The organism is Gordonia sp. PDNC005, from assembly GCF_016919385.1.
Lineage (GTDB): Bacteria > Actinomycetota > Actinomycetes > Mycobacteriales > Mycobacteriaceae > Gordonia.
Genome location: NZ_CP070351.1, coordinates 1,660,064 through 1,681,826, shown reverse-complemented (window position 1 = coordinate 1,681,826; position 21,763 = coordinate 1,660,064). Strand labels below are relative to the sequence as shown.

19 protein-coding genes are annotated in these 21,763 nt (G+C 67.0%); 7 read left to right on the top strand and 12 right to left on the bottom strand.

Annotated features, from left to right (window positions below; translation table 11 throughout):
- Positions 1–4: 4 nt before the first annotated feature.
- Positions 5–1,891, bottom strand: a complete 1,887-nt coding sequence (locus tag JVX90_RS07985) for a methylmalonyl-CoA mutase family protein (protein WP_205331828.1) — start codon at positions 1,889–1,891, stop codon at positions 5–7.
- Positions 1,892–2,060: 169 nt separating this feature from the next.
- Here JVX90_RS07985 and JVX90_RS07980 point away from each other — a divergent pair, with 169 nt between their 5' ends.
- The 4 genes from JVX90_RS07980 to JVX90_RS07965 all read left to right on the top strand — a co-directional run bounded on the left by JVX90_RS07980 (position 2,061) and on the right by JVX90_RS07965 (position 4,452).
- On the top strand, positions 2,061–2,702 hold the full coding sequence (locus tag JVX90_RS07980) for a TVP38/TMEM64 family protein (RefSeq protein ID WP_240194095.1): 642 nt from the start codon (positions 2,061–2,063) through the stop codon (positions 2,700–2,702).
- A 91-nt stretch (positions 2,703–2,793) separates the two neighbouring features.
- Positions 2,794–3,378 carry a hypothetical protein gene (locus tag JVX90_RS07975; RefSeq protein WP_205331826.1) on the top strand — a complete coding sequence of 195 codons (585 nt, stop codon included), beginning with the start codon at positions 2,794–2,796 and terminating at the stop codon, positions 3,376–3,378.
- Complete coding sequence (locus tag JVX90_RS07970) at positions 3,375–3,941, top strand: hypothetical protein (RefSeq protein ID WP_205331825.1); 567 nt, start codon at positions 3,375–3,377, stop codon at positions 3,939–3,941. The genes JVX90_RS07975 and JVX90_RS07970 overlap by 4 nt, the downstream gene beginning before the upstream one ends.
- A gap of 10 nt (positions 3,942–3,951) precedes the next feature.
- Complete coding sequence (locus JVX90_RS07965) at positions 3,952–4,452, top strand: hypothetical protein (protein WP_205331824.1); 501 nt, start codon at positions 3,952–3,954, stop codon at positions 4,450–4,452.
- An 82-nt stretch (positions 4,453–4,534) separates the two neighbouring features.
- On the opposite strand, the gene JVX90_RS07960 is transcribed toward JVX90_RS07965, so the two are convergent.
- Positions 4,535–5,371, bottom strand: coding sequence for a DUF3097 domain-containing protein (locus JVX90_RS07960; protein WP_205332329.1), 837 nt, complete (start codon positions 5,369–5,371; stop codon positions 4,535–4,537).
- Positions 5,372–5,431: 60 nt separating this feature from the next.
- On the opposite strand from JVX90_RS07960, the gene JVX90_RS07955 reads away from it, so the two are divergent.
- A complete protein-coding gene (locus JVX90_RS07955; RefSeq protein ID WP_205331823.1) occupies positions 5,432–6,229 on the top strand; it encodes a serine/threonine protein kinase in 798 nt (265 codons plus the stop codon).
- A gap of 15 nt (positions 6,230–6,244) precedes the next feature.
- Here JVX90_RS07955 and JVX90_RS07950 read toward each other — a convergent pair whose 3' ends face one another.
- From JVX90_RS07950 to JVX90_RS07915, 8 genes are all read right to left on the bottom strand, one after another.
- Positions 6,245–7,306 carry a ferrochelatase gene (locus JVX90_RS07950; RefSeq protein WP_205331822.1) on the bottom strand — a complete coding sequence of 354 codons (1,062 nt, stop codon included), beginning with the start codon at positions 7,304–7,306 and terminating at the stop codon, positions 6,245–6,247.
- 1 nt (position 7,307) lies between these two features.
- Complete coding sequence (gene inhA / locus JVX90_RS07945) at positions 7,308–8,141, bottom strand: NADH-dependent enoyl-ACP reductase InhA (RefSeq protein WP_205331821.1); 834 nt, start codon at positions 8,139–8,141, stop codon at positions 7,308–7,310.
- Between the two features lie 39 nt (positions 8,142–8,180).
- A complete protein-coding gene (fabG1, locus tag JVX90_RS07940) occupies positions 8,181–8,912 on the bottom strand; it encodes a 3-oxoacyl-ACP reductase FabG1 (protein ID WP_205331820.1) in 732 nt (243 codons plus the stop codon).
- A gap of 77 nt (positions 8,913–8,989) precedes the next feature.
- A complete protein-coding gene (locus JVX90_RS07935) occupies positions 8,990–9,982 on the bottom strand; it encodes a VWA domain-containing protein (protein ID WP_205331819.1) in 993 nt (330 codons plus the stop codon).
- Positions 9,979–10,920, bottom strand: coding sequence for a DUF58 domain-containing protein (locus JVX90_RS07930; RefSeq protein ID WP_205331818.1), 942 nt, complete (start codon positions 10,918–10,920; stop codon positions 9,979–9,981). The genes JVX90_RS07935 and JVX90_RS07930 overlap by 4 nt, the downstream gene beginning before the upstream one ends.
- Positions 10,907–11,989 carry a MoxR family ATPase gene (locus JVX90_RS07925; RefSeq protein ID WP_240194156.1) on the bottom strand — a complete coding sequence of 361 codons (1,083 nt, stop codon included), beginning with the start codon at positions 11,987–11,989 and terminating at the stop codon, positions 10,907–10,909. Before JVX90_RS07925 ends, JVX90_RS07930 begins: the two co-directional genes overlap by 14 nt.
- A 136-nt stretch (positions 11,990–12,125) precedes the next feature.
- The gene (locus JVX90_RS07920) at positions 12,126–13,616 is read right to left on the bottom strand and encodes an NlpC/P60 family protein (RefSeq protein ID WP_205331816.1); all 1,491 of its coding nucleotides are present in this window, start codon (positions 13,614–13,616) and stop codon (positions 12,126–12,128) included.
- 227 nt (positions 13,617–13,843) lie between these two features.
- Complete coding sequence (locus JVX90_RS07915; RefSeq protein ID WP_205331815.1) at positions 13,844–14,434, bottom strand: DUF6676 family protein; 591 nt, start codon at positions 14,432–14,434, stop codon at positions 13,844–13,846.
- Positions 14,435–14,674: 240 nt separating this feature from the next.
- Here JVX90_RS07915 and acnA point away from each other — a divergent pair, with 240 nt between their 5' ends.
- Both acnA and JVX90_RS07905 read left to right on the top strand, forming a co-directional pair.
- Positions 14,675–17,473 carry an aconitate hydratase AcnA gene (gene acnA / locus JVX90_RS07910; RefSeq protein ID WP_205331814.1) on the top strand — a complete coding sequence of 933 codons (2,799 nt, stop codon included), beginning with the start codon at positions 14,675–14,677 and terminating at the stop codon, positions 17,471–17,473.
- Positions 17,474–17,504: 31 nt separating this feature from the next.
- Positions 17,505–18,074 carry a TetR/AcrR family transcriptional regulator gene (locus tag JVX90_RS07905; protein ID WP_205331813.1) on the top strand — a complete coding sequence of 190 codons (570 nt, stop codon included), beginning with the start codon at positions 17,505–17,507 and terminating at the stop codon, positions 18,072–18,074.
- 71 nt (positions 18,075–18,145) lie between these two features.
- Here the strand turns inward: JVX90_RS07905 and JVX90_RS07900 are convergent, their stop codons facing one another.
- Together JVX90_RS07900 and JVX90_RS07895 are read right to left on the bottom strand one after the other, a co-directional pair.
- Positions 18,146–18,799: a hypothetical protein gene (locus tag JVX90_RS07900; protein ID WP_205331812.1), complete on the bottom strand. Its 654-nt coding sequence runs from the start codon at positions 18,797–18,799 to the stop codon at positions 18,146–18,148.
- A gap of 95 nt (positions 18,800–18,894) precedes the next feature.
- Positions 18,895–21,690, bottom strand: a complete 2,796-nt coding sequence (locus JVX90_RS07895) for a BTAD domain-containing putative transcriptional regulator (RefSeq protein ID WP_205331811.1) — start codon at positions 21,688–21,690, stop codon at positions 18,895–18,897.
- Between the last annotated feature and the right edge of the window lie 73 nt (positions 21,691–21,763).

Sequence of the window (21,763 nt, the reverse complement as noted above, 5' to 3'; positions counted from 1 at the left end):
GGGTTCACGCTCCTTCTCGGGCTGTCGTGAGGGAGTCGAGCAGTTCGGTGAGGACCGCAACGGCGTCGATGCCGACCCGTAGTGAGCCGTCTATGCCGTAATCGGCGGGCCATTCGCGCTCAGGTCCGGCGAGCAGGACACGCTCGACTCCGGCGGCTCGGGCGGCTTCGGCCGACGCGGGGCCCTCGTCGGCGTAGCGCGCCTTGGTTCCGCACAGCACCGCGATCGACGCCGGGTGGGCGGCGACGGCGTCACCGACGGTGTCGGCGTTCAGTGGACCAGGGTTGACGGCGTCGATTCCGCCTGCGGCGAGCAGGTTGGCGACAAACGTGGTCCGGCCGTTGTGCTCGGCGACGGGGCCGAGCGGAAGCAGCAGCACGCTCGGCCGGGTCGACTCGGCGTCCGCGCGGTCGCGGAGCGCCTCGAAGTGTCGTGCGACGCGCGCCAGACGCGGCGACGCCGTCGGCACGTCACCCGACTGGGCAGATCCTTCAGCGAGCGTCGGCTCACCGAGATTCGGGAACTCGCTGACTCCGGTGATCGGAGCCTTGCGGTGTGCGACGGCCTTCTCACGCGCGGCGAGGGCGGCCTGTACCTGGTCGGTGATCGCGCCGGACTCGAGAGCTGCGAGGTATCCGCCCTGCTTCTCGACGGCGGTGAAGACGTCCCACGCGGCCGCGGCCAGGTCTGTCGTCAGCGATTCGACGTACCAGGAGCCGCCTGCCGGGTCGAGGACACGACCCAGGTTCGACTCTTCGAGCAGCAGAAGCTGAGTGTTTCGTGCGATGCGACGGGTGAACGACGTGCGCGAGGTGCGTGCGTCGAGCGGAATCGCTGCGTCGAAAGCATGGACGGTCACTTGGTCGGCGCCGCCGACTCCGGCGCCGAACGCCGCAATCGTGCTGCGCAGCATGTTCACCCACGGGTCACGCTGAGTGAACATCGACAGGTCGGTGACCGCATGAGTGATGGCGGCACCGGACTCACGGGCGCCGAGGACGTCGGAGACCCGTGCCCACACGGTGCGGAGCGCACGGAGCTTGGCGATTCCTGCGAACTGGTCGTCGTCCACGGAGACGGCGAAGGTGATCTGCTCGAGAGCCCCCGCCGTGTCGAGGCCCGCGGCCACGGCGTCACGGACGTGGGCAACCGCGGCGGCCACGAGGAGCCCGAGTTCCTGCGCGTTCGACGCGCCCGCCTGCGCGAAATCGGTTCCGTCGACGCGGAAGGCGCGGACGCCCACCGGCGCCTGGGCGGCGAGAGCCGCTGCGTCGGCCGCGCCGACTGTCGGTCGTCCGGAGAACTGCGCGGTGTAGGGCGAGAGTCCAAGACTGTGCGTGGTCGCGGCCGTGGTCGGCGCGGTCTCCGGCGCCTGCGGAGCGGCGTCGAGCGCGGCGAAGAACGCGCGAGCCGTGGCCAGTCCGTCGGCCCCCGCATCGAGCGTCACCGGCATCAGATCGAGGTAGACGCCCTGCAGGGCGGCGGCGAGGTCGTCGGCGGCGACCGACAGCCACAGGCCGCTGGTGCCGTTGGCTGCGGCGTCGAGGATCGACTCGTTCACCGAGGCCGCGTCGACGTCGTCGTCGCCGAAGCGTTCGGTGACCCGCCAGCCCTGGGTCACGTCGCGAGCGGGGTCCGCGCCGCGGACGAACGGGAACGCACCCGGCGCGCCGACCTCGGCAGTCTCGTCACGCCGCGTGTACAACGGGCGGACGGCGACACCATCGCGCGTGTCCGTGGAGAGCATCGCCTCGGGAGTGTCGGGCAGTTCGGCGGGCGTCACGCGGGCCGACTTCGCCAGCACTCCCGCGGCTGCCGTCGTCCAGCGCTCGTACGCCTGGCTCAACTGGTCGTCGAGGTCCGGGGCCACCGGCTTCTCACCTGCCGTCATGGTCAGGGCCTTCCGTTTGACGGGAATTGGAACGTGTCACAGGCACAGTAACCGATCGATCGCTCGGGCGGTCAATCGGGCTGTGACCCACGACGTAGAATCTCACCTGATGCGCCCTGATGCACAACCTTCGCCGCAACCGGCGCCCCCAGCCGCTTCCCCCGAGGTCATGGCCCAACGACGTCGGGTCACCGGCCGTGCCGCATTGGGGCTCGTCGCCGTTGTCGGTGTCCTCGCCGGCGCGTATTTTGTGCCCCTGCCGTCGATCGGCCAGGCCCGCGACTGGTCCGACGCACTCGGCCCGTGGTTCGTGGCGGCGTTCTTCGTCGTGTACGCAGTCGTGACGATCGGACCCATCCCCCGATCGACGTTCACCGTGATGTCCGGCGTGCTGTTCGGTCCCGTAGTCGGATTCATCGGATCTCTCGCCGCCGCCACTGTCGCGGCGGTCGTCGCATTCCACCTGGCTCGTCGCCTCGGTCGTGAACGGGTCCGGCCGTTGTTGTCCAAGCCAGTGGTCGAGACCGTCGAATTTCGTCTGCAACGGCGCGGATGGTTCGCAGTGGGCTCGCTGCGGCTGATCCCGGCCGTGCCGTTCTCTCTCGTCAACTACCTGTCGGGGCTGTCGTCAATCAGGCCCGTCCCCTACCTGGCGGCCACCGTCCTCGGCTCCGCCCCGGGGACCGCTGCCGTGGTGTTCCTCGGTGACGCGCTCACGGGCGAGACGAACCCGATGATGCTTGTGCTGTCCGGCTGCCTGTTCGCGGTCGGGGTGATCGGACTGATCGTGGATTCGCGCCTGCCGGTCTGACACCGAAGCAAGTAATGGCCACAGGCTTGATCGACATCGAATCAAGTGAAACTACTTGATCATTTATCAATCAATCCCCTAGGCTTGATTTATGTTCGTCATGACGATTGACCAACGCAGCAGCCGAAGCGATCGCGACCGAGTCCCGGACCTGCTCGCCGACTATGCGGACGCGTCCACCGTCCGGCCGTTCGACCGGACGGCAGGCGATGAAGTCCAGGCCGTGTTCGACGACCCGAGCGCCCTCGTTCCGATCGCGCTCGACCTCGCCGCCTCCGGCCACTGGACGGTGGGCATCGGCGTCGGCGACGTCGACCTGCCCCTGCCCGACACCACGCGCGCGGGTCGCGGTCCAGCCTTCGAGGCCGCCCGCGACGCCGTTGAAGCCGCGAAGCGCGATCGTCGCCGTCTGCGTGTAGTCGGCGGCTCGACGTGGTCACAGCACGCACAGTCGGCGGCAGCCCTGCTCCTGGACACCATGACCTCGCGCTCCGAGGCCGGCCGGGAGGCCGTCGCGTTGATGCGCACCGGTCTCACCCAGCAGCAGGCCGCGACCACCTTGAACATCACCCCTCAGGCCATGTCGTCTCGGCTCCAAGCCGCCTCGTGGGACACCCAGTTGCCGGGCGAGGCGCTCGTCGCCGCCGCACTCACCGCAGCGGAGGACCGACTGTGATCACCATCCTTCTGCTCGCCGCCGCAATTCTCGTCGCCGTCGGAGGCTCCGCGTTGAGGTCGAGGAGAGCCGCCGACCCGACCGCGTCGGACACCTCGGTGCTGATGATCGACTTCTCCTCCGCGGCGATCGTCGTGATTCTGCTGATCGCCGGCGCGATCGACGCCGCGGTCGTCGACGAGGTCGACGGCGCCGAACTCGTCGCAGGCGCCGTTCTCACCGTCATCGCAGCCGCCGTGACCGGCAGCAGCGTCGTTCGGCTCGTCCTGGCCGCGGGCGGCATCCCGACACGCGCCGACAATCACGATGACGACGCACCGTCCGGAGACGTCCCGCCGCTGCGCGGTGGGCGGATCATCGGTGTTCTCGAGCGCACCGGAATCGCCGCGTGCCTCCTGCTCGGTTGGCCCGAAGGCATTCCGGTCATCCTCGCGGTCAAGAGCCTCGCCCGATTCTCCGAACTCCGCGCACCGCACGCGAGTGAACAATTCATCCTCGGCACGTTCGCTTCTGTGCTGTGGTCGTGCGCGGTCGCCGGAATCGGATACCTGCTCGGAACGTAGAGTCTCGGACGTGAGCAACAAGACCGAGATCATCGGACGGTGGACCACAACGCTGCCTGGCGAAGTGACCGCACACATCGCAGTCGCGGCGAACAACGGCCAATACGCGCTCATCTACAACGACGCAGGCGACTGGGACGCATTGGCCTTCGCCTACGACGAGGCGTCCGCACGGCGCATCGCGAAGCTCATCGCGCACCTTGTCGCCATGCCCGAGCATCTGCGAATCGGCGGCGCCACGATCCTGTCCGCGTCCGACACCGACCATCCGGGAGTCGAGTGGATCGCGCCGACCGAAGTCGTGGACGATCCCGACCCGGCAGTCCGGCTCACCGGCCCGGGAACTCGACGGCTGTGGGTGCTCCCCAGCACCGACGGTGACGTGTTCGGGCTCCTCAATCCGGACGAGGAGCCCCGAGACATCGCCGAGTTCGTCTCGGCGCCGGCGGCCGATGCGTTCATCAACTTCTTGGACGCGATGCTCGGCGACCGCGCTTACGGCGAGAAGTAGGCTCGCCGTTCAACGTTTCCCGAATCCACCGGACCGGGCTCGCCGCTCACGGATCCGCCCCGATCGGGGAACATAACCGCTGCTAGCTTGTGGCGTCGGGCCCGACGGTCACGAAGTCGATCAGCTCCTCGACGCTGCGCAGCAGAGGTACCTCGAGATCGCGGAAGTTCTTGACGCCGGCGAGGACACGTCGCCAACCGTCCCGTGGTTCGCCCCACCCGAGCTCATCGCAGATGCCGGTCTTCCAGTCGATTCCGCGTGGAATCGTCGGCCAGGCGGTGATGCCGACCGATGCGGGCTTCACCGCCTCCCAGACGTCGATGTACGGGTGACCGCACACGAGGACGTTCTCGCCGACCTCCTTCGTGAGCCTGGCCTCCTTCGATCCGGCCACGAGGTGATCGACGAGCACTCCCGCACGGCGGTGCGGCGCAGGCTGGAACTCTGCCAACGCGTCGTCCAGGTTGTCGAGCCCGTCGAGGCTGACCACCACAACACCCTCGGCTCGCAGGTCGTCGCCCCACACACGCTCGACGAGGGTCGCGTCGTGCACACCTTCGACGAAGATCCGGCTGGCGCGAGCGGTCCTGGCCCGTTGCTTCGGCAGCGCTCGCGATCCGGAGGCCGTCTGAATCGTCTCCGGCGCATTGGGCCCGCGTCCCTTCGGACGTACGAGCGTGACGGCCTTGCCGTCGATCAGGAACGCCGCCGGGTACATGTGGAACACGCGCGTACGACCATGACGGTCCTCGAGCCGGACCATGTCGCCCGCGTAGCTCTTCTCCATGCCGACGACGGCGCCGCAGAACCCGGTCCCGGCGTCCTCGACAACCAGATCACGCTCGGCAGCCACCTCGGGCGCCTTCGGCTTGGTCTTTCGCGGAGAGGCCAACACGTCGCGGCCGTATCGATCGTCCATCACGCTCGCCCACATTAGTCTGTCGGATCATCACGACCCGACGAGTACCGTGGATGGGCGATGACCACTTCCTCCATCTCCACCATGCGCGCATGGCCTGTCTCGGCGCTGGCCGTGTGGGCTGCAGCGCGCGATGCAGGGCGCTGTGCTCCCGACGACGTCCTGCACACGCTCCACGACTACTCGCAGACCCACGAGATCGACGGGCCGCCCGACGAGATCCACACGGGCGACGTCCTCGAACTGCTCGACGTCGTCGCAGAGAACGCTCATATCGCCGTCAGGATGCCCGCCGCTGGCGATGCTCAGGGACTTCCTCCGGGGGCCGTGACGAACTCTGCGATGTCATCGGGCGAGGTCCTGCTCATCGACGACCGACCGGCCGGATCCGACGGCCCGGCCCTGGCGCTGGGCCTGATCGCACGCGGGACGCCCGAACGCTGCAGGTGGGAGCTGAGAAGGTTCAGCACGGCCGTCGCAGTCGACCGGATGTCGTCCGACCTGCCCCTCGGAGAACTCGAATACGAACTCCTGGAGGCAGTCGGTGAGGCGGCCCAGATCATCGCCGGGTTGTCGGGCGCACGTCCGACCTCCCCCGCTGACCTGCGAGACGCCCTCGCCGCCATGACCGAGGCCCGCCGACTCGACCTCCCACCCCACGACAACCCACGGGTGGACCGCGTCCTCGCAGCAGCCGCTCAGGTCGACGCGATCATCCAACTGGCGGGTGTCGGGACACTCGGTGTCAGCGGCGCTCAGTCGACCGTCGCCGATGATCGACTCCGGCGCCTCACATCACTCACCCGCACGGCACGCACAGCCGCGATCAACACGCTGATCACCGACTATCGACGGTGACCTCGACTCCACTCGTCACTTGCCGGGTCGGCGGACCGGGACACAGCAGTCGGGACGACATGCGGTGCCGTTGTCGGAACAGCCGAGAGCGGTGAGGTCTCCCCCGCCGTCGATGTATCGCTCGACGAGATCGGCGATGAGGCCGACGAAACGCGAAGAAGCTCCGGCAGTCGGGACTCGGACGTAATCCATCCCCAGATCGGCCGCGACGTCCGCCGCTTCCGAGTCGAGGTCCCACACCACTTCGAGGTGATCGGAGATGAAGCCGATCGGGCACACCACCACTCGGGTCACACCGTCGTCGGACAGTGCGCGCAGGTGATCGCAGATGTCCGGCTCGAGCCACGGAACCTGCGGCGGACCGGACCTCGACTGCCAGACGACGTCGAACTCGTCGGCACCGACCGCGTCCGCCACAGCCGCCGACGCGGCCGCGACCTGGCGCGAGTAGAGATGTCCACCGTCGGAGGCCGGACCCGCGGCTCGATCAGCCGACTCCGGGATCGAGTGAGCTGTGAACACCAGACGTGGTGTCGGCCCGTCCTCGAAACCTGTGAACGCCGCCCGGACCGCGTCGGCGACGGCGCCTCGGAATGCCGGCTCCTCCGCGAAGTGCGGCAGTTTGCGGACGAGCAGATCGGATTCGGGTTCGGGGAGCGCGGCGAGTGCCGCGGCGATGTCCTCGTGATACTGGCGGCACCCGGAGTAGCCGCCCCAGGCGGAGGTCGGGAACACCAGGACGCGGCGGTGACCGTCGTCGACCATCTCCGACAGCGTGTCTCCGGCAAGCGGATGCCAGTTGCGGTTGCCGAAGTAGATCGGTAGATCCCTGCGGCCGCGACGGTCGAGTTCCGTGCGGAGCGCATCGATCATGTCCAGGTTGAGCCGGTTGATCGGCGACACGCCACCGAAGTGGAGGTAGTGCTTGACCACTTCGTCGAGCCGCTCGGGCGGCACCCCACGACCGCGGGTCACGTTCTCCAGGAACGGGCGGACGTCCTCGGGCTTGTCGGGGCCGCCGAACGAGAGGAACAGCAGCGCGTCGAACGCACTGTCGTCCTTCGACGAGTCGCTCACGTCAGCTGAGGAAGTTGTCCGGGAACCACGTGTTGTGGCTTGCGCCGCCGTCGACGTACACGATCGAACCGGTGGTGGCGGGCAGGAAGTCCGACAGCAGTGCGCACACGCTGGTGCCGACGACACCCGGATCGTCGACGTTCCAGCCGATGGGCGACGCGCCGTCCCAGTACTCGTTGAGCATGTTGAGCTTCTTCGCATCGTCGGTCGCGGTACCCGAGATCGCCTTGGCCGCGAGAGTCTTGATCGGGCCGGCGGCCACGAGGTTGGAGCGGATGCGCTTCGCCTCGCCGACCTCGCGTGCCACATACCGGTTGACCGACTCCAGGGCGGCCTTGGCGACGCCCATCCAGTTGTAGTCGGGCATTGCCGTGCGCGGGTCGAAGTCCATGCCGACGATGGAACCGCCCTCGTTCATGACGGGCAGCGCCGCGCGCGCGAGGGAGGCGTAACTCCACGCCGAGATCTCGAAGGCGCGCGAGACATCGGGACCCGGTCCTTCGAGGAACGGCACCGCGTCCGGCCCCATCAGAGTCTTGGGGGCGAAGGCGATCGAGTGGACGACGCCGTCGATTCCCTGCGGTGCGAGTTCGCGGACTTTGTCGGCGAGCGCGCCCAGGCTCTCCTCGTCGGTGACGTCGAGCGGAATGGCGGGCGGCACCTCCTGCGGCAGACGCTTGGCGATGCGGTCGATCAGACGCAGGCGCTCAGGGATGCCGGTGATGATCACCGTCGCGCCCTGCTCCTGCGCCACCTTGGCGGTGTGGAACGCGATGGACGCGTCGGTGATGATGCCGGTGACGAGAACTGTCTTGCCTGCGAGGATGCCGGTCACGTGAATGCTCCTAGTCCGAGGGGTGGGAAAGAGTAGTTGTTAGTGGCCCATGCCCATGCCGCCGTCGACAGGCAGCACGGCTCCGGTCACGTAACCGCCCTCGTCCGAGGCGAGGAAGCTGATCGCAGCCGCGACATCCTCGGGCTTGCCGGTGCGGCCGAGCGGGATCGCCTGCTTCGCCATCTCGATGTACCGGTCCTCCATGCCTGCGGTCATGTCGGTCTCGATGAAGCCGGGAGCAACGACGTTCGCGGTGATGTTGCGTGAGCCGAGTTCACGGGCGATGGAACGAGCAAGACCGATCAGGCCGGCCTTGGACGCGGCGTAGTTCGCCTGGCCGGGGACTCCAGAGGTGGCGACAACCGAACCGAGGAAGATCATGCGTCCGAACTTCGCTCGCTGCATGCCCTTGGTGGCAGCCTTCGCACAGCGGAAAGCGCCAGTCAGGTTCGCGTCGATCACCTTGACGAAGCTCTCCTCCGACAAACGCATGAGAAGCATGTTGTCGTCGATGCCCGCGTTGGCGACGAGCACCTCGACCGGCCCCTGATGCTCGGCGACTTCAGCGAAAGCACGCTCGACCGATGCCGTGTCGGTGACGTCGCACTGCACACCGAAGAGTCCCTCCGGAGCGCCCGATCCACGGTGGGTGACGGCCACCTTGTGGCCGTCTGCGGCGAGGCGCTTCGCGACGGCCAGGCCGATGCCGCGGTTGCCGCCGGTGACGAGGACCGAACGCGGAGTCTGCTCGGGAATGATGGAGTCTGCCATGGTTGATCAACCTATCTCAGATGAGTACGTGACTGCCAAAGCAGTCACACAGCGGTGGGTCGGAATGCTCTACGAGGTCAGGGCAGCCGGCGGTTCAGGAACAAGGCGGCGACCGAACCCAGGATCGCGAGGATCGTCCCGGCGATGAGCCACGGACGGGAGTTGTCGCCGCGCTGACGTTCATAGCCGATCTGTTTCTGCAGAGTCGCGTACACCTTGTTGAGCTCGTCGAGACTCGATGCGGTGAAGAAGTCGCCGCCCGACAGATTCGCGATCGTTCTGAGCGACTCGTCGTCCACCGGGACGTCGACCGTTTCGGATCCGCCGTTCGGGCCCTCGATCTCGACGGTGCCGTGCATGGTGCCGAACGAGATCGTCGAGACCGGGATGCTCTTCTCCTTGGCCTTGCGAGCGGCGGTGAAGCCGCCGCGAGGATCGTCGGGGTTCTCGGGAACCGTCTGTTTGCCGTCCGAGAGGAGGACGATGCGGGCGGGCGGTGCGGCCGAGTCGCCGCCGAGTGCCGCATTCAACGTCTGAATGAGCTGCAGACCTGCGAAGATGCCTTCACCTGTCGCCGTCTTCTCGGCCAACTTCAGATTGTCGAGGGCCTTCTTCGTCGCATCATGATCGGGGGTCGGCGACACCAGCGTCGACGCAGTGCCGGCGAACGCGACCAGGCCGAGGTTGATGCCGTCGGTGAGGTCATCGGCGAATCGCTTGCCCGCGGCCTGCGCGGCCTGCAGACGGCTGGGTGCGACGTCGGTCGACTTCATCGATTGCGAGACGTCGACCACGAGGACGACTGTGGCACGGTTGCGTGCGACGTCGCGCTCGGCGATCGGACCGGCCATGGCGATCGTCAACAGGAGCAGCCCGACGGCGAGGATCGCGAACGGCACATGCCGGAAGCGGTCCGTCTTTCCAGGAGAGACGGACTTGAGGACGTCGAGGTTCGCGAACCTGAACGAACGCGCCTTACGGCGCCTCAGCACGAACACATACGAAGCGATGAGGGCGACGACGAGCAGGATCGACGCCAGCCACCACGGGTGGGCGAAGAGATCGTTCATCGGGCGACCCCGGCCGCCATGCCCCGGCGCCGCTCGCCGACGAATCTGACGGTGTCCGACAGCCAATCTCGGTCGGTCCGCAACGAGAGCACGGGGCCGCCACTGCTGCGGAACGCCCTCTGCACCATGCCACGGTGATCCGCGGCGGCGGCTGCATAGTCGGCGCGCAATCGGGGCGTCGCGTCGACGTCGAGCAGTTCACCCGACTCGGCGTCCCGGAGCGTCAGCTGGCCGACGTCGGGCAGTTCCACATCCCGTGGATCGAGCACCTCGACGCCGAGCAGTTCGTGGTGGGCGCCGATCGCACGAAGCGAACGATCCCAGTCGATGGGACCGAGGAAGTCGCTGACGACCACCGCCAGTCCCCTGCGCCTCATCGGACGTCGAAGTGCCTCAAACCCTGCGTCGAGGTCGCCCCGCACTCCCGGATTGCTGCGATGTGTGGTCGCGACAGCTTTGAGGAGCGCACGGTCGTGCGCACGGCCCGATCGCGCGGGCAGGCGGACGATGTCGTCGCCCGTCACGATGATCGCGCCGTGCCGGTTGCCTCCGCCCGCTGTCAGGTGGACGATCGCGGCACACGCGGCGACCGCGAGATCACGCTTGGTCCGCGTTCCCGACCCGAAGTCGAGGCTGGCGGATGCATCGACGACGAACCAGGTCTCGAGTTCACGATCGGCGATCATCTGACGCACGTGCGGCGTCGAGGTTCTCGCGGTCACGGACCACTCCATGCGACGGATGTCGTCGCCGGGCTGATAGGGCCTGGCCTCCCCCGGCTCCGAACCGGGGCCTGGGATCAAGCCGAGGTGCTCTCCCTGCAGCACGCCGTCCAACTTGCGTCGGACGGTCAGCTCGAGAGACTTGAGCGCCGCGGTGAGCGCCGGATCGCTGAGAGTTCCGTCGTGGAAAGACGGCAGGCCGCTATCGGCCGACATGACCCTGCTGATCCGGCCCCGGCTGCTGCTGAACCTGCGGCGCCTGAACCTGCGCAGTCGGAGCCTGACCGATCGGGACCTGCTGCTGCATCTGCTGCGGCGCGGCCTGGACCGGCTCACCCGGCTGCGGCACCGGCGTCGCCGAGACCTGCGGCAGACCGATGGTCTGGAGGATGCGAGTGATGATCTGCTCGGCGGACACGTCGTCGGCGAGCGCATCGTAGCTGAGGACCAGGCGGTGCCGGAGCACATCGGGGATCACCTCGACCACGTCCTGCGGAATCACGTAGTCGCGACCGTTGATGAGCGCGAGGGCACGGGCCGCGGCGACGATGCCGAGGGTGGCTCGCGGCGATGCGCCATACGCCAACCACTGCTCGACGTCGCTCAGACCGACCTCGGCCGGGCGTCGCGTGGCGTTGATGACACGCACCACGTAGTCGACCAGCGCGTGGTGAACGAATACGTTGGCAGCCTTGCGTTGCAGGAGCAGAGTCGTCTCCGGGTCGAGGACCGGCGACGCCGACGGTGGCTCATTGCCCATCCGGTAGACGATCTCGCGTTCCTCTTCGACAGAGGGATAGTCGACGATCACCTTGAACAGGAAGCGGTCACGCTGCGCTTCGGGCAGCGGATACACGCCCTCGTTCTCGATCGGGTTCTGTGTCGCCATGACGAGGAAGGGCTCGGGCATCGGGTAGGTGGTGCCGCCGATGGAGACGTGACGCTCGGCCATGACCTCGAGAAGTGCCGACTGGACCTTCGCCGGAGCTCGGTTGATCTCGTCGGCGAGCAGGAAGTTCGCGACGACCGGTCCGAGTTCTGTGTCGAACTCCTCACGGCCCTGGCGGTAGATGCGCGTGCCGATGAGGTCCGTGGGCACGAGGTCGGGCGTGAACTGGACACGGGAGAAGCTGCCGCCCACAACTGTCGCGAAGGTCTCGACGGCGAGAGTCTTCGCGACACCCGGCACACCTTCGAGGAGGATGTGACCCTTCGCGAGGAGCCCGACGAGGATCCGTTCGACCAGCTTGTCCTGGCCGACGATCACCCGCTTGACCTCGTACATCGCACGTTCGAGGAGCTTGGTGTCCTCGGCGGTGAGAGCCAGATCCGGACTGTCCGTTGAAGTCAAGGGTGTTACTCCTGAAGTTCGTCGCGTGCGTACTCACACCACAGTAGAGGATCGCCCCCGGCTCGCCGCGTCAGAGGAGACGGACGACCATCGGCATGGCACCGTCGGTCCGGACCGGGGAGATCTTGACGACGTCACCCGATTGCGGAGCCTCGATCATCGTGCCGTCGCCCAGGATGAGTGCGACGTGCGCGCTCGCGTTCGGTCCGAAGAAGATCATGTCGCCCCGGCGCATCTCCGACAGCGGCACCTGCGGACCGGAGGTGTACTGGTAGCCCGTGTAGTGCGGAAGGTCGATCCCGACACCGGCGAATCCGTAGATCATCAGACCCGAGCAGTCGAAGCCGACCTTCTGGTAGTCGCCGTAACTGTCGGCCACACCGCCGTCACGGATGCCGAGCGTCGGGCCGTTGGCATCGCCGCCGCCCCAGGCGTACGTGACGCCGAGCTGCGACTTCATGCGGTTGATGACCAGTTCGATGGCCGGCGCGCCCTTGAGTCCGGGATTGACCGGACCCGGGGCGCCCGGTGTTGCTCCGTTGCCGCTGAACAGACTGCCCAATGAGCCGTTGCCCAGTCGGGTGAACGTGTTGTTGTCACCCTCGCCGAACGGGCTGGTTCCGCCGATGCCGAGTTCGTCGAGCAGTTTCGAATGCGGGATCTGCTGCTGCCCGATCAGGCTGGCGAGCAGCGCCTGGCCCGTGTCGGCCGCCAGCTTCGCCGCGGCCGTTGCGGCCTGTGCGAGAGCGTCATCACCGGCGACCGGCTTGCCGGGGACTGTCTTGATCGCCTTGTCGACACCGTCGGCGATGATGTTCGGCAGCGTCGCGCCGGAGGTCGGCGCATCAACGCTGCGCTTCGGGACGCCCTTGAGCTTCGCGAGTCGCGTCGCGAGCTCGTCGCGTTGGTTCAGCAGAGTGGATCGCCTGGTCTGCTGATCCTTCACGGCGGCGGTGGCCGCCTTGTACGCGTCGACGGCCGACGCGCGCCGCGCCGATGCATCCTGAGCGGCAGCATCGGCCTGCATCTTCGTCGCCTCGGTCGCCGCGACGCGGTTCGCCTGTTGATTGCGCGCAACCTGCAGTCGTCGGATCACACCCTGCTGCTGGCGGGTCACCTGATCGACGGCGGTCATCTGATCGAGGATCTTCTGCGGGTCGTCAGACGCGACGTACTTCGTCATCGCGCCTTCGTTGTTGCCCTGGCGGTACACCGAGCGGATGAACTTGTCGAAATCGCGCTGGGCTTCTTCGACGAGTGAGCTCACCTTGGTGAGTGAGGCCTTCGCGCCGCGATTGGCGGAGACTGCGACCTGCTGTGCCGCCACCGCGTTCTGGAAGTCGACCAGCGAACGGTTGACGTTCTCCTGCTTGACCGCGACGGCGCCTGCGAGGTCGGACAACGTCTGGTCGACGTCGGCGATCTCGTTGATCAATGATGCGACGGGGTTCGACTTGTTGGGTTCGGCGATGGCCGGACCGGCGACGAGTAGACCCGTCAGTGCCAGAGCGCCCACCGTGAAGCCGCGCGCCGTCCATCGCGTGCTCGTGTCAGCTCGCATGTACCGTGATCTCCCTCAACATCCGTCCCCCGCACACCATAAGTGTCTCCTGCACCGTACGTCACAGGAGTCTCGCGGGAAACTGGTGTCACGGAATTACAAACGCGTGATTACCTGCGGAAATGCGAATGAGCAGCACGAAAGACGGCAACACACGATGGCGTCACAGTTGAGTAACGGACCTGACAGTCGCTTGTCAGCCGAACAGATGGGTCAAGTCGGACAGATCAACGCTCGGTGGTCGACCCGTTGTCCGCTTCTGAAGCCTCGGCCACTGGCGCCGACGCGGCACCGTCGTCGCTGCCGGCGCCACGCCCACGCACACGGGCGATCACGGCACCGATCACCACGACAACGATCAGCGCGATGGTCACCAGAGTCCAGTTGACGTTCGGATCAGTCGCCTTCTCGTAGATCTCCCGTGCTGCCTGAGGTGCACTCGCACCGGTGTGGACCTCGGATGTCCCGTCCTCGAGCTCCACGCGCGAGAAGTCGGTGGACGCGGTGCCCATCCCGCCGGGACCGAATACCAGAACGGTGCCACCGGTGGTCTCCTGCAGCTCATGGGCGATGTCGCGGTAGACCGTGAACGGCGAGAAGTTCTGGTCTGTCACGAGAACGAAGAGATCATGTCCGTCCGCCTTCGCCTCTTTCACGAGTGCGGTCAGCTCGGCGGTCTGATCGTCCGGTGCGGACACCCCGGTGGCCTTCAACTGTCTGACGATCGTCGCCATGTCGAGATTCGACCACTTGTCCGGGAGGCGCCCGCCGACGGGGTCGGGGGACGCTACGGTGAACACGACCGGTTCCGGGCTCATGGTCTTGCGTCCTCTCGTGGCGTGAGCGATATCGGCTCGAAGAATACGGCAGGACTCCCCCTCGTCCGACGCTCAGGTGAATTCGGCGCGTCGAGTCCACCGTTCTGCACGAACCAGTACGGCTGTACTGCTAGGATGGACGTGTGGCGACGCGGGCCGGCCCGTCCGCACGTCGCGACTTCGCAAACTTCCGTCGACGCAGCCCGTCGACGGCCAGCTGAGAACGAGAGTGGAGCACACGTGAGTATCAATTCGTTCGGCGCCCGCGGGACCCTCGAGGTCGGTGAGAACTCCTACGAGATCTTCCGCCTCTCCGCCGTGCCCGGCACCGAGAAGCTGCCCTACGCGCTGAAGGTCCTCGCCGAGAACCTCCTGCGCACCGAGGACGGCGCAAACATCACCAGCGAGCACGTCAACGCGCTCGCGAACTGGGATCCGTCGGCTGACCCGAGCATCGAGATCCAGTTCACCCCCGCGCGTGTCCTCATGCAGGACTTCACCGGTGTACCCTGTGTCGTCGACCTGGCCACCATGCGTGAGGCCGTCGCCGCTCTCGGCGGCGACCCGAACAAGGTCAACCCGCTGTCCCCCGCCGAGATGGTCATCGACCACTCGGTGATCCTCGACGTGTTCGGTACCGCCGACGCCTTCGAACGCAACGTGGAGCTCGAGTACCAGCGCAACGGCGAGCGCTACCAGTTCCTCCGCTGGGGCCAGGGCGCGTTCGACGACTTCAAGGTCGTCCCCCCGGGCACCGGCATCGTGCACCAGGTCAACATCGAGTACCTTGCGCGCTCGATCATGGTCCGCAACGGCCAGGCCTACCCCGACACCTGTGTCGGCACCGACTCGCACACCACCATGGAGAACGGCCTCGGCGTTCTCGGCTGGGGCGTCGGCGGCATCGAGGCCGAGGCAGCGATGCTCGGCCAGCCGGTCTCCATGCTCATTCCGCGCGTTGTCGGCTTCAAGCTGACCGGCGAGATCAAGCCCGGCGTCACCGCGACCGACGTCGTCCTCACCGTCACCGACATGCTTCGTCAGCACGGTGTCGTCGGCAAGTTCGTCGAGTTCTACGGCAAGGGCGTCGCCGAGGTGCCGCTGGCCAACCGCGCGACCCTCGGCAACATGAGCCCCGAGTTCGGTTCGACCTGTGCGATCTTCCCGATCGACGGCGAGACCATCAACTACCTGCGCCTGACCGGCCGTGACGACGAGCAGCTCGCTCTCGTCGAGGCCTACGCCAAGGAACAGGGCATGTGGCACGACGTCGACAACGAGCCGCAGTACTCCGAGTACCTCGAACTCGACCTCGGCACCGTCGTCCCGTCGATCGCAGGCCCGAAGCGCCCGCAGGACCGCATCCTGCTGTCGGAGTCGAAGGTCGCGTTCCGCAAGGACATCCACAACTACGTGGAGGAGGGCAACACCGCGACCCACACGCAGCTCGACGAGGCCGTCGAAGAGTCGTTCCCGGCGTCCGACCCGGCCGCGCTCTCCTTCGCCGACGACGGCGCAGTGAACGTCCAGTCCGCCGCCAACGGCTCCGAGGGCCGCCCGAGCAAGCCGATCAAGGTCACCACCGCCGACCGCGGCGAGTTCGTGCTCGACCACGGCGCCGTCGCCGTCGCCGGCATCACCTCGTGCACCAACACCTCGAACCCGTCGGTCATGATCGGCGCAGGCCTCCTGGCCCGCAACGCGGTCGAGAAGGGCCTCGTCTCCAAGCCGTGGGTCAAGACCAACATGGCGCCCGGCTCGCAGGTCGTCACCGACTACTACGAGAAGGCTGGCCTCTGGCCGTACCTGGAGAAGCTCGGCTTCCACCTCGGCGGTTACGGCTGCACCACGTGCATCGGCAACACCGGCCCGCTGCCGGAGGAGATCAGCGCCGCTGTCAACGACAACGACCTGACCGTCACCGCCGTCCTGTCGGGCAACCGCAACTTCGAGGGACGCATCTCCCCCGACGTCAAGATGAACTACCTGGCCTCGCCGCCGCTGGTCATCGCGTACGCCCTCGCCGGCACCATGGACTTCGACTTCGAGTCGCAGGCCCTCGGCCAGGACACCGACGGCAACGACGTCTTCCTCAAGGACATCTGGCCGTCCGCCCAGGAGATCGACGACACCATCAAGTCGGCGATCAACCAGGACATGTTCCGCAAGTCCTACCAGGACGTGTTCGCCGGTGACGAGCGTTGGCAGGGTCTGAGCACCCCCGAGGGCGACACCTTCGCGTGGGACGAGAAGTCGACCTACGTCCGCAAGGCGCCGTACTTCGACGGCATGACGCTCGAGACCACTCCGGTCAGCGACATCAAGGGCGCACGCGTCCTCGCCCTGCTCGGCGACTCGGTCACCACCGACCACATCAGCCCGGCAGGCCCGATCAAGCCCGGCACCCCCGCCGCGCAGTACCTCGACGCCAACGGTGTGGCCCGCAAGGACTACAACTCGCTCGGCAGCCGTCGTGGTAACCACGAGGTCATGATCCGCGGCACGTTCGCGAACATCCGTCTGCAGAACCAGCTGCTCGACGGCGTCTCGGGTGGTTACACCCGTGACTTCACGCAGGAGGGCGGCCCGCAGTCGTTCATCTACGACGCGTCGGTCAACTACAAGGAAGCCGGCATCCCGCTGGTCGTCCTCGGTGGCAAGGAATACGGCTCGGGCAGCTCGCGCGACTGGGCCGCCAAGGGCACCGTCCTGCTGGGTGTGAAGGTCGTCATCACCGAGTCGTTCGAGCGCATCCACCGCTCCAACCTCATCGGCATGGGCGTCGTCCCGCTGCAGTTCCCGGCGGGCGAGTCGGCCAAGACTCTTGGCCTCGACGGCACGGAGACGTTCGACTTCGTGGGCATCGAGAAGCTGAACGAGGGCGTCACGCCGAAGACGGTCCAGGTCACCGCGACAAAGGAGAACGGCGAGAAGGTCGAGTTCGACGCGGTCGTCCGCATCGACACGCCCGGTGAAGCCGACTACTACCGCAACGGCGGCATCCTGCAGTACGTGCTGCGAAACATGATCAACGGCTGACCGGGCGAGTTTACGACGGGAGTTTGTAACAGTGCCACGGGTCAGCGATGACCGGCTCGCCGCGCGTCGTCGGGAGATTCTCGACGGCGCGCGGCACTGTTTCGCGCAGTACGGCTATGAGGGCGCCACCGTGAAGCGGATGGAGGAGACGACCGGATTGTCCCGGGGCGCGATCTTCCACCACTTCAAGGACAAGGAGGCGTTGTTCCTCGCGCTCGCGCGGGAGGACGCCGACCGAATGGCCGACGTCGCGGCACGACAGGGCCTGGTCCAAGTGATGCGCGACATCCTCGCGCGCCCCAAGGACTTCGACTGGCTGAGCACCAGACTTGAGATCGTCCGCAAGATCCGGAGCGATCCCGGTTTCCGCAAGGCATGGGAATCCCAGGCTGCCGACCGAGAGGCGGCGACCCTCGCGCGCCTGGAGCGCAAACGCCAGGCGGGCAGTCTCCGCAACGACGTGGAACCCGAAGTCCTCGTCACCTACCTCGACGTGATACTCGACGGGATCGTCACGAGACTCGCATCGGGCCAGTCCACGGACGACCTGCACGCGGTCCTGGACCTCGTCGAGGCGTCGGTGCGCAAACCGGCTAGTTGACGCCGGTACGACGTGTGCCGCCGATCGTGACCAGCATGTGGTCACGATCGGCGGCACAGTCGTATGCGGGGTCAGGCGTCGGACGTCGTTGTGGCGGGTCGGGCGGCCAGCAGACCGCCGAGGACCCCGTAACCGAGGACTACCTGGGAGATCATGACGACGGTGCCGACAGTCCCGAACGCCATCGCGGGAATGCCCCATACGAACCAGCTCTGCGCGAAGAGCGTCTGCCACCGCAGGGCGCCCTGCCAGCGAGCGGTGATCGCGATTCGCACACCGATGATCACCATGCCCAGCATCGACAGCGGCCAGCAGGCGTCGAACACCGTCCACACGACTGTGCCTTCGATCAGCGCGAAAGCGTCCAACACGGTTGACACCATGGCGCCTCCCATAAGCGCATACTCGACGCGGAAGCCGATCGTGGCGATGGTGCCCGGCGAGCCCGGGCGGCTCATGGCGCGTGTCCGTTCCTCAACGCGCAGCAGCCCGACGATCGCCGACTGGAACGCGAGGGCGGTCACGCCGCCCAGCAGAGTGCGCCATCCGAAGTCGACGACGTCGCCGTACAGGACTATCACCACCGCCCAGATCGGGGCACTCACCGCGAGTGCGATGCCGACAGCCCTCACGATATGGAGGGCGACGGTCTCCAATGGAGCGGTGTCGAGACGTTCGGCCTGTTCTGATCCTGGAAATGCGATGGGGCCGCCGATCGATGTCATGGGTGATTCCTTCGTTTCTGGCGCCCGGGAGCGCCGTGCCGATTGAGTGTCGACAGGATGCGCCGGGACGATTGGAATCAGCTTGAACCCGCGGTTCAATCGGTGGAGACGCACCCCGCGATCAGCGCTGTGACCGTGACTCGGTCGGCGTCGACGCCTTCGGCGACGCCGCGTTCGTACACGTCAGGGGCGATTCCATCGTGGATCTCTCGCCCGTATCCGGCGAGGTCGATCGGGTCCATGCGTTCGGGGTCGTAGCCCGTCTGATCTGTTCGACGACGAACGACGCCCACCAATCGGGCAGCCATCAGTTCGTCACCCGTTCGATAGGCGACGTAGGCGAGCGTCGCCACGGCGACCATCCACGACGTCAGATCGTACGAACGTTCGCAGGCGTCGACCATCCGCCCGAGCAGCCGCTTGGACCCGAGCAGGTCATCTGCCGCGATCCTGCTCTTCGCGAGGATCCAGCACGCCGACGCGAGGAGCCAGTCGTAGCCGTTGACGTCGGCGATCCGAATGGCCTCCCCCAGATGAGTCTCGGCCGACTCGAGGTCGCCGGACCTCAGGCCCGCCGTTCCGACGGCGAGTTCGAGTTCTCCACGCGCGGGGCTGTCGCCGTGCATCCCGACATGACGCCGAGACACGGCAGCGAATTGTGCGGACTCGACGATCGCACCGGCTCCGGCGAAGAAGAAGGCGAGCATCGTCGCAGCCTCCGCCGCGGCCCCTCGATCGGCCGGGTCCGCCGGATCGTCGCCGATCTCGGCAAGCAGCGCTTGGAGACGTTGCAGAGAGTCGAAGATCGTCTCGCCGTCCCCCGCGAGGTACGCGACGAGATTGCGGCCCGAGAGGACGCGGACCCGCTGCTCGAACGGCGACGACAACGCGGCGTCGCTCACCACCGGGGCGAGCAGACGGCTTCCCTCGTCGATGAGACCACGACGGAACCAGAACCAGTGCAGGTCGCCGACGATCCGCAGGTAGGTCGTGACGTCGGTGTCGACGCAGTTCGCCAGGGCGGCCCGCACGTTCGGCAGTTCCGCCTCGATCCGCCGCATCCACGCGAGACAGTCGGGTCCGCGGAGTCCGGGATACGCCGACTCGGCCATCGCACCAGCCCATTCGATGTGCGCTGCCACGAGATGGGAGCGCCGTTCCGGTGAGCACTCCCCGATCGCATACTCGCGCAATACCTCGAGCATCTGGTAGCGGCGTGGATCCCCACCGACGACCGTGACCAAGGACGCGTCGACGAGCGCCGCGAGATCAGGCAGAACGTCGGCCCCTCGCTTCGACACCGCACCCGCGGCGTCGAAGTCGAAACCTCCTTCGAAGATCGCGAGGTCCTGCATCAGGGCTTGCTGCGACGGGGTCAGAGCGGCGTACGAGGCGTCGATGACCATGCGCATGCTCAGGTGTCGCCCGACGGTCCGCGACGATCGGGCTTCCAGGAGCGCGAACCGGTCGTCCAACCGCTCGAGCAGTTGGCGCACGGAGAGCACGCTGGTGTGCGCGGCCGCCAGTTCCACTGCGAGAGGGAGATTGTCGAGCGCCGCGCACAACCGCCGGACATCGTCCCGATCGGCATCGCGAACCGGCTCCGAGCTGCGCTCGCAGAACAGATCGGTGGCGTCGGCCAGCGGGCTCAGTGGATGGATCCATTCGCCGTCCGCACCGAGCGCAACTCGACTGGTCGTCAGGATTCTCAGGTCCGGACACGCCTTGAGCAGTCTCTCGGCGACGTCGGCGACGGCGCCCGCGAGATGCTCGCAGTTGTCGAGGACCACGAGGCGCCGCCGGTCGCGCAGCATCGTACCGAGCATGTCGACCCCGCCCTGCGCCGTGAGACCGAGCACATTGACCATCGCATCGCTGATCCCCACGGCATCGTGGACACCTGCGAGTTCAACGAACCACGCCCCGTCGCGGTGCCCGGAGACTCCCGCCACACGCTGCGCGACGCGTGTCTTTCCGACTCCACCCGGCCCGGTGACCGAGACCATCCGATGCTCCTCGACCAGACCGGCCACTGCCGCGACCTCGTCGTCACGCCCGACCAGAGTGGTCAACTCGGCAGGCACGAACCGGGTGCGCCTGGTCGGCACGACGGTGGCGGGCCGCGGGATCAGTTCAGGGTCGTGGCGCAGCATCGCTTCGTAGAGCCTGCGTAGACCCGGTCCGGGATCGGTTCCTAGCTCCTCGGCGAGGACCGTCCGAGCGCGTCGCAGGCTCGCCATCGCCGCGGCCTGTCTGCCCGACCGGTACTCGGCGAGCGCCAGCAGCTCCCATCCCCGTTCGACGAGGGGCGACTGCTCCACGATCGCTCTGAGTCCGGCTGCGGCGTCGTCGTGACGACCGAGGTCGGACAGCACTGCGAACCGGTCCAGGACGACACCGTCGCGCCTCGCTTCGAGTGCGGCCGCCGCCACTTGGGCGAAGTCCCATTCGATCACGTCCGCGTACGCCGGTCCGCGCCAGAGTCCGAGCGCGTCGTCGAACGTCGCCAACGCTGCGCGCCACTCGTGCTGATCGGCGGTCGCACGGGCGGAGGCGACGAGATCATCGAATCGCCGACTGTCGAGCGCCACCTTGTCCCGCGGGATGGCGTATCCGACTCCGTTCCGCACGAGAACGGTCGGTTGAGCCTTCGCGTGAGCGGGTTCAAGAGAGCGCCGCAGAGTCGAGACGTACCCGTGCAGGGTCGACACGGCGGACTTCGGTGGCGCACCGCGCCACAGTTCGTCGATCAGGGTGCTCTCCGGGATCGTGTCGCCTGCGGCGTCGATCAGCCGGCAGAGCAGCGCACGGGGCAGCGGGCCGCCGATCGGAACGCCCACACCACCGACACGGACTCGCAACGGTCCGAGCACATCGACGTCGATCTCCACCCGCATCAGAGTAATTCGACGTCCGAGCGCATCACTGCGGAGCCGTCACATCGGACCCGGAGCCGTCCTTCAC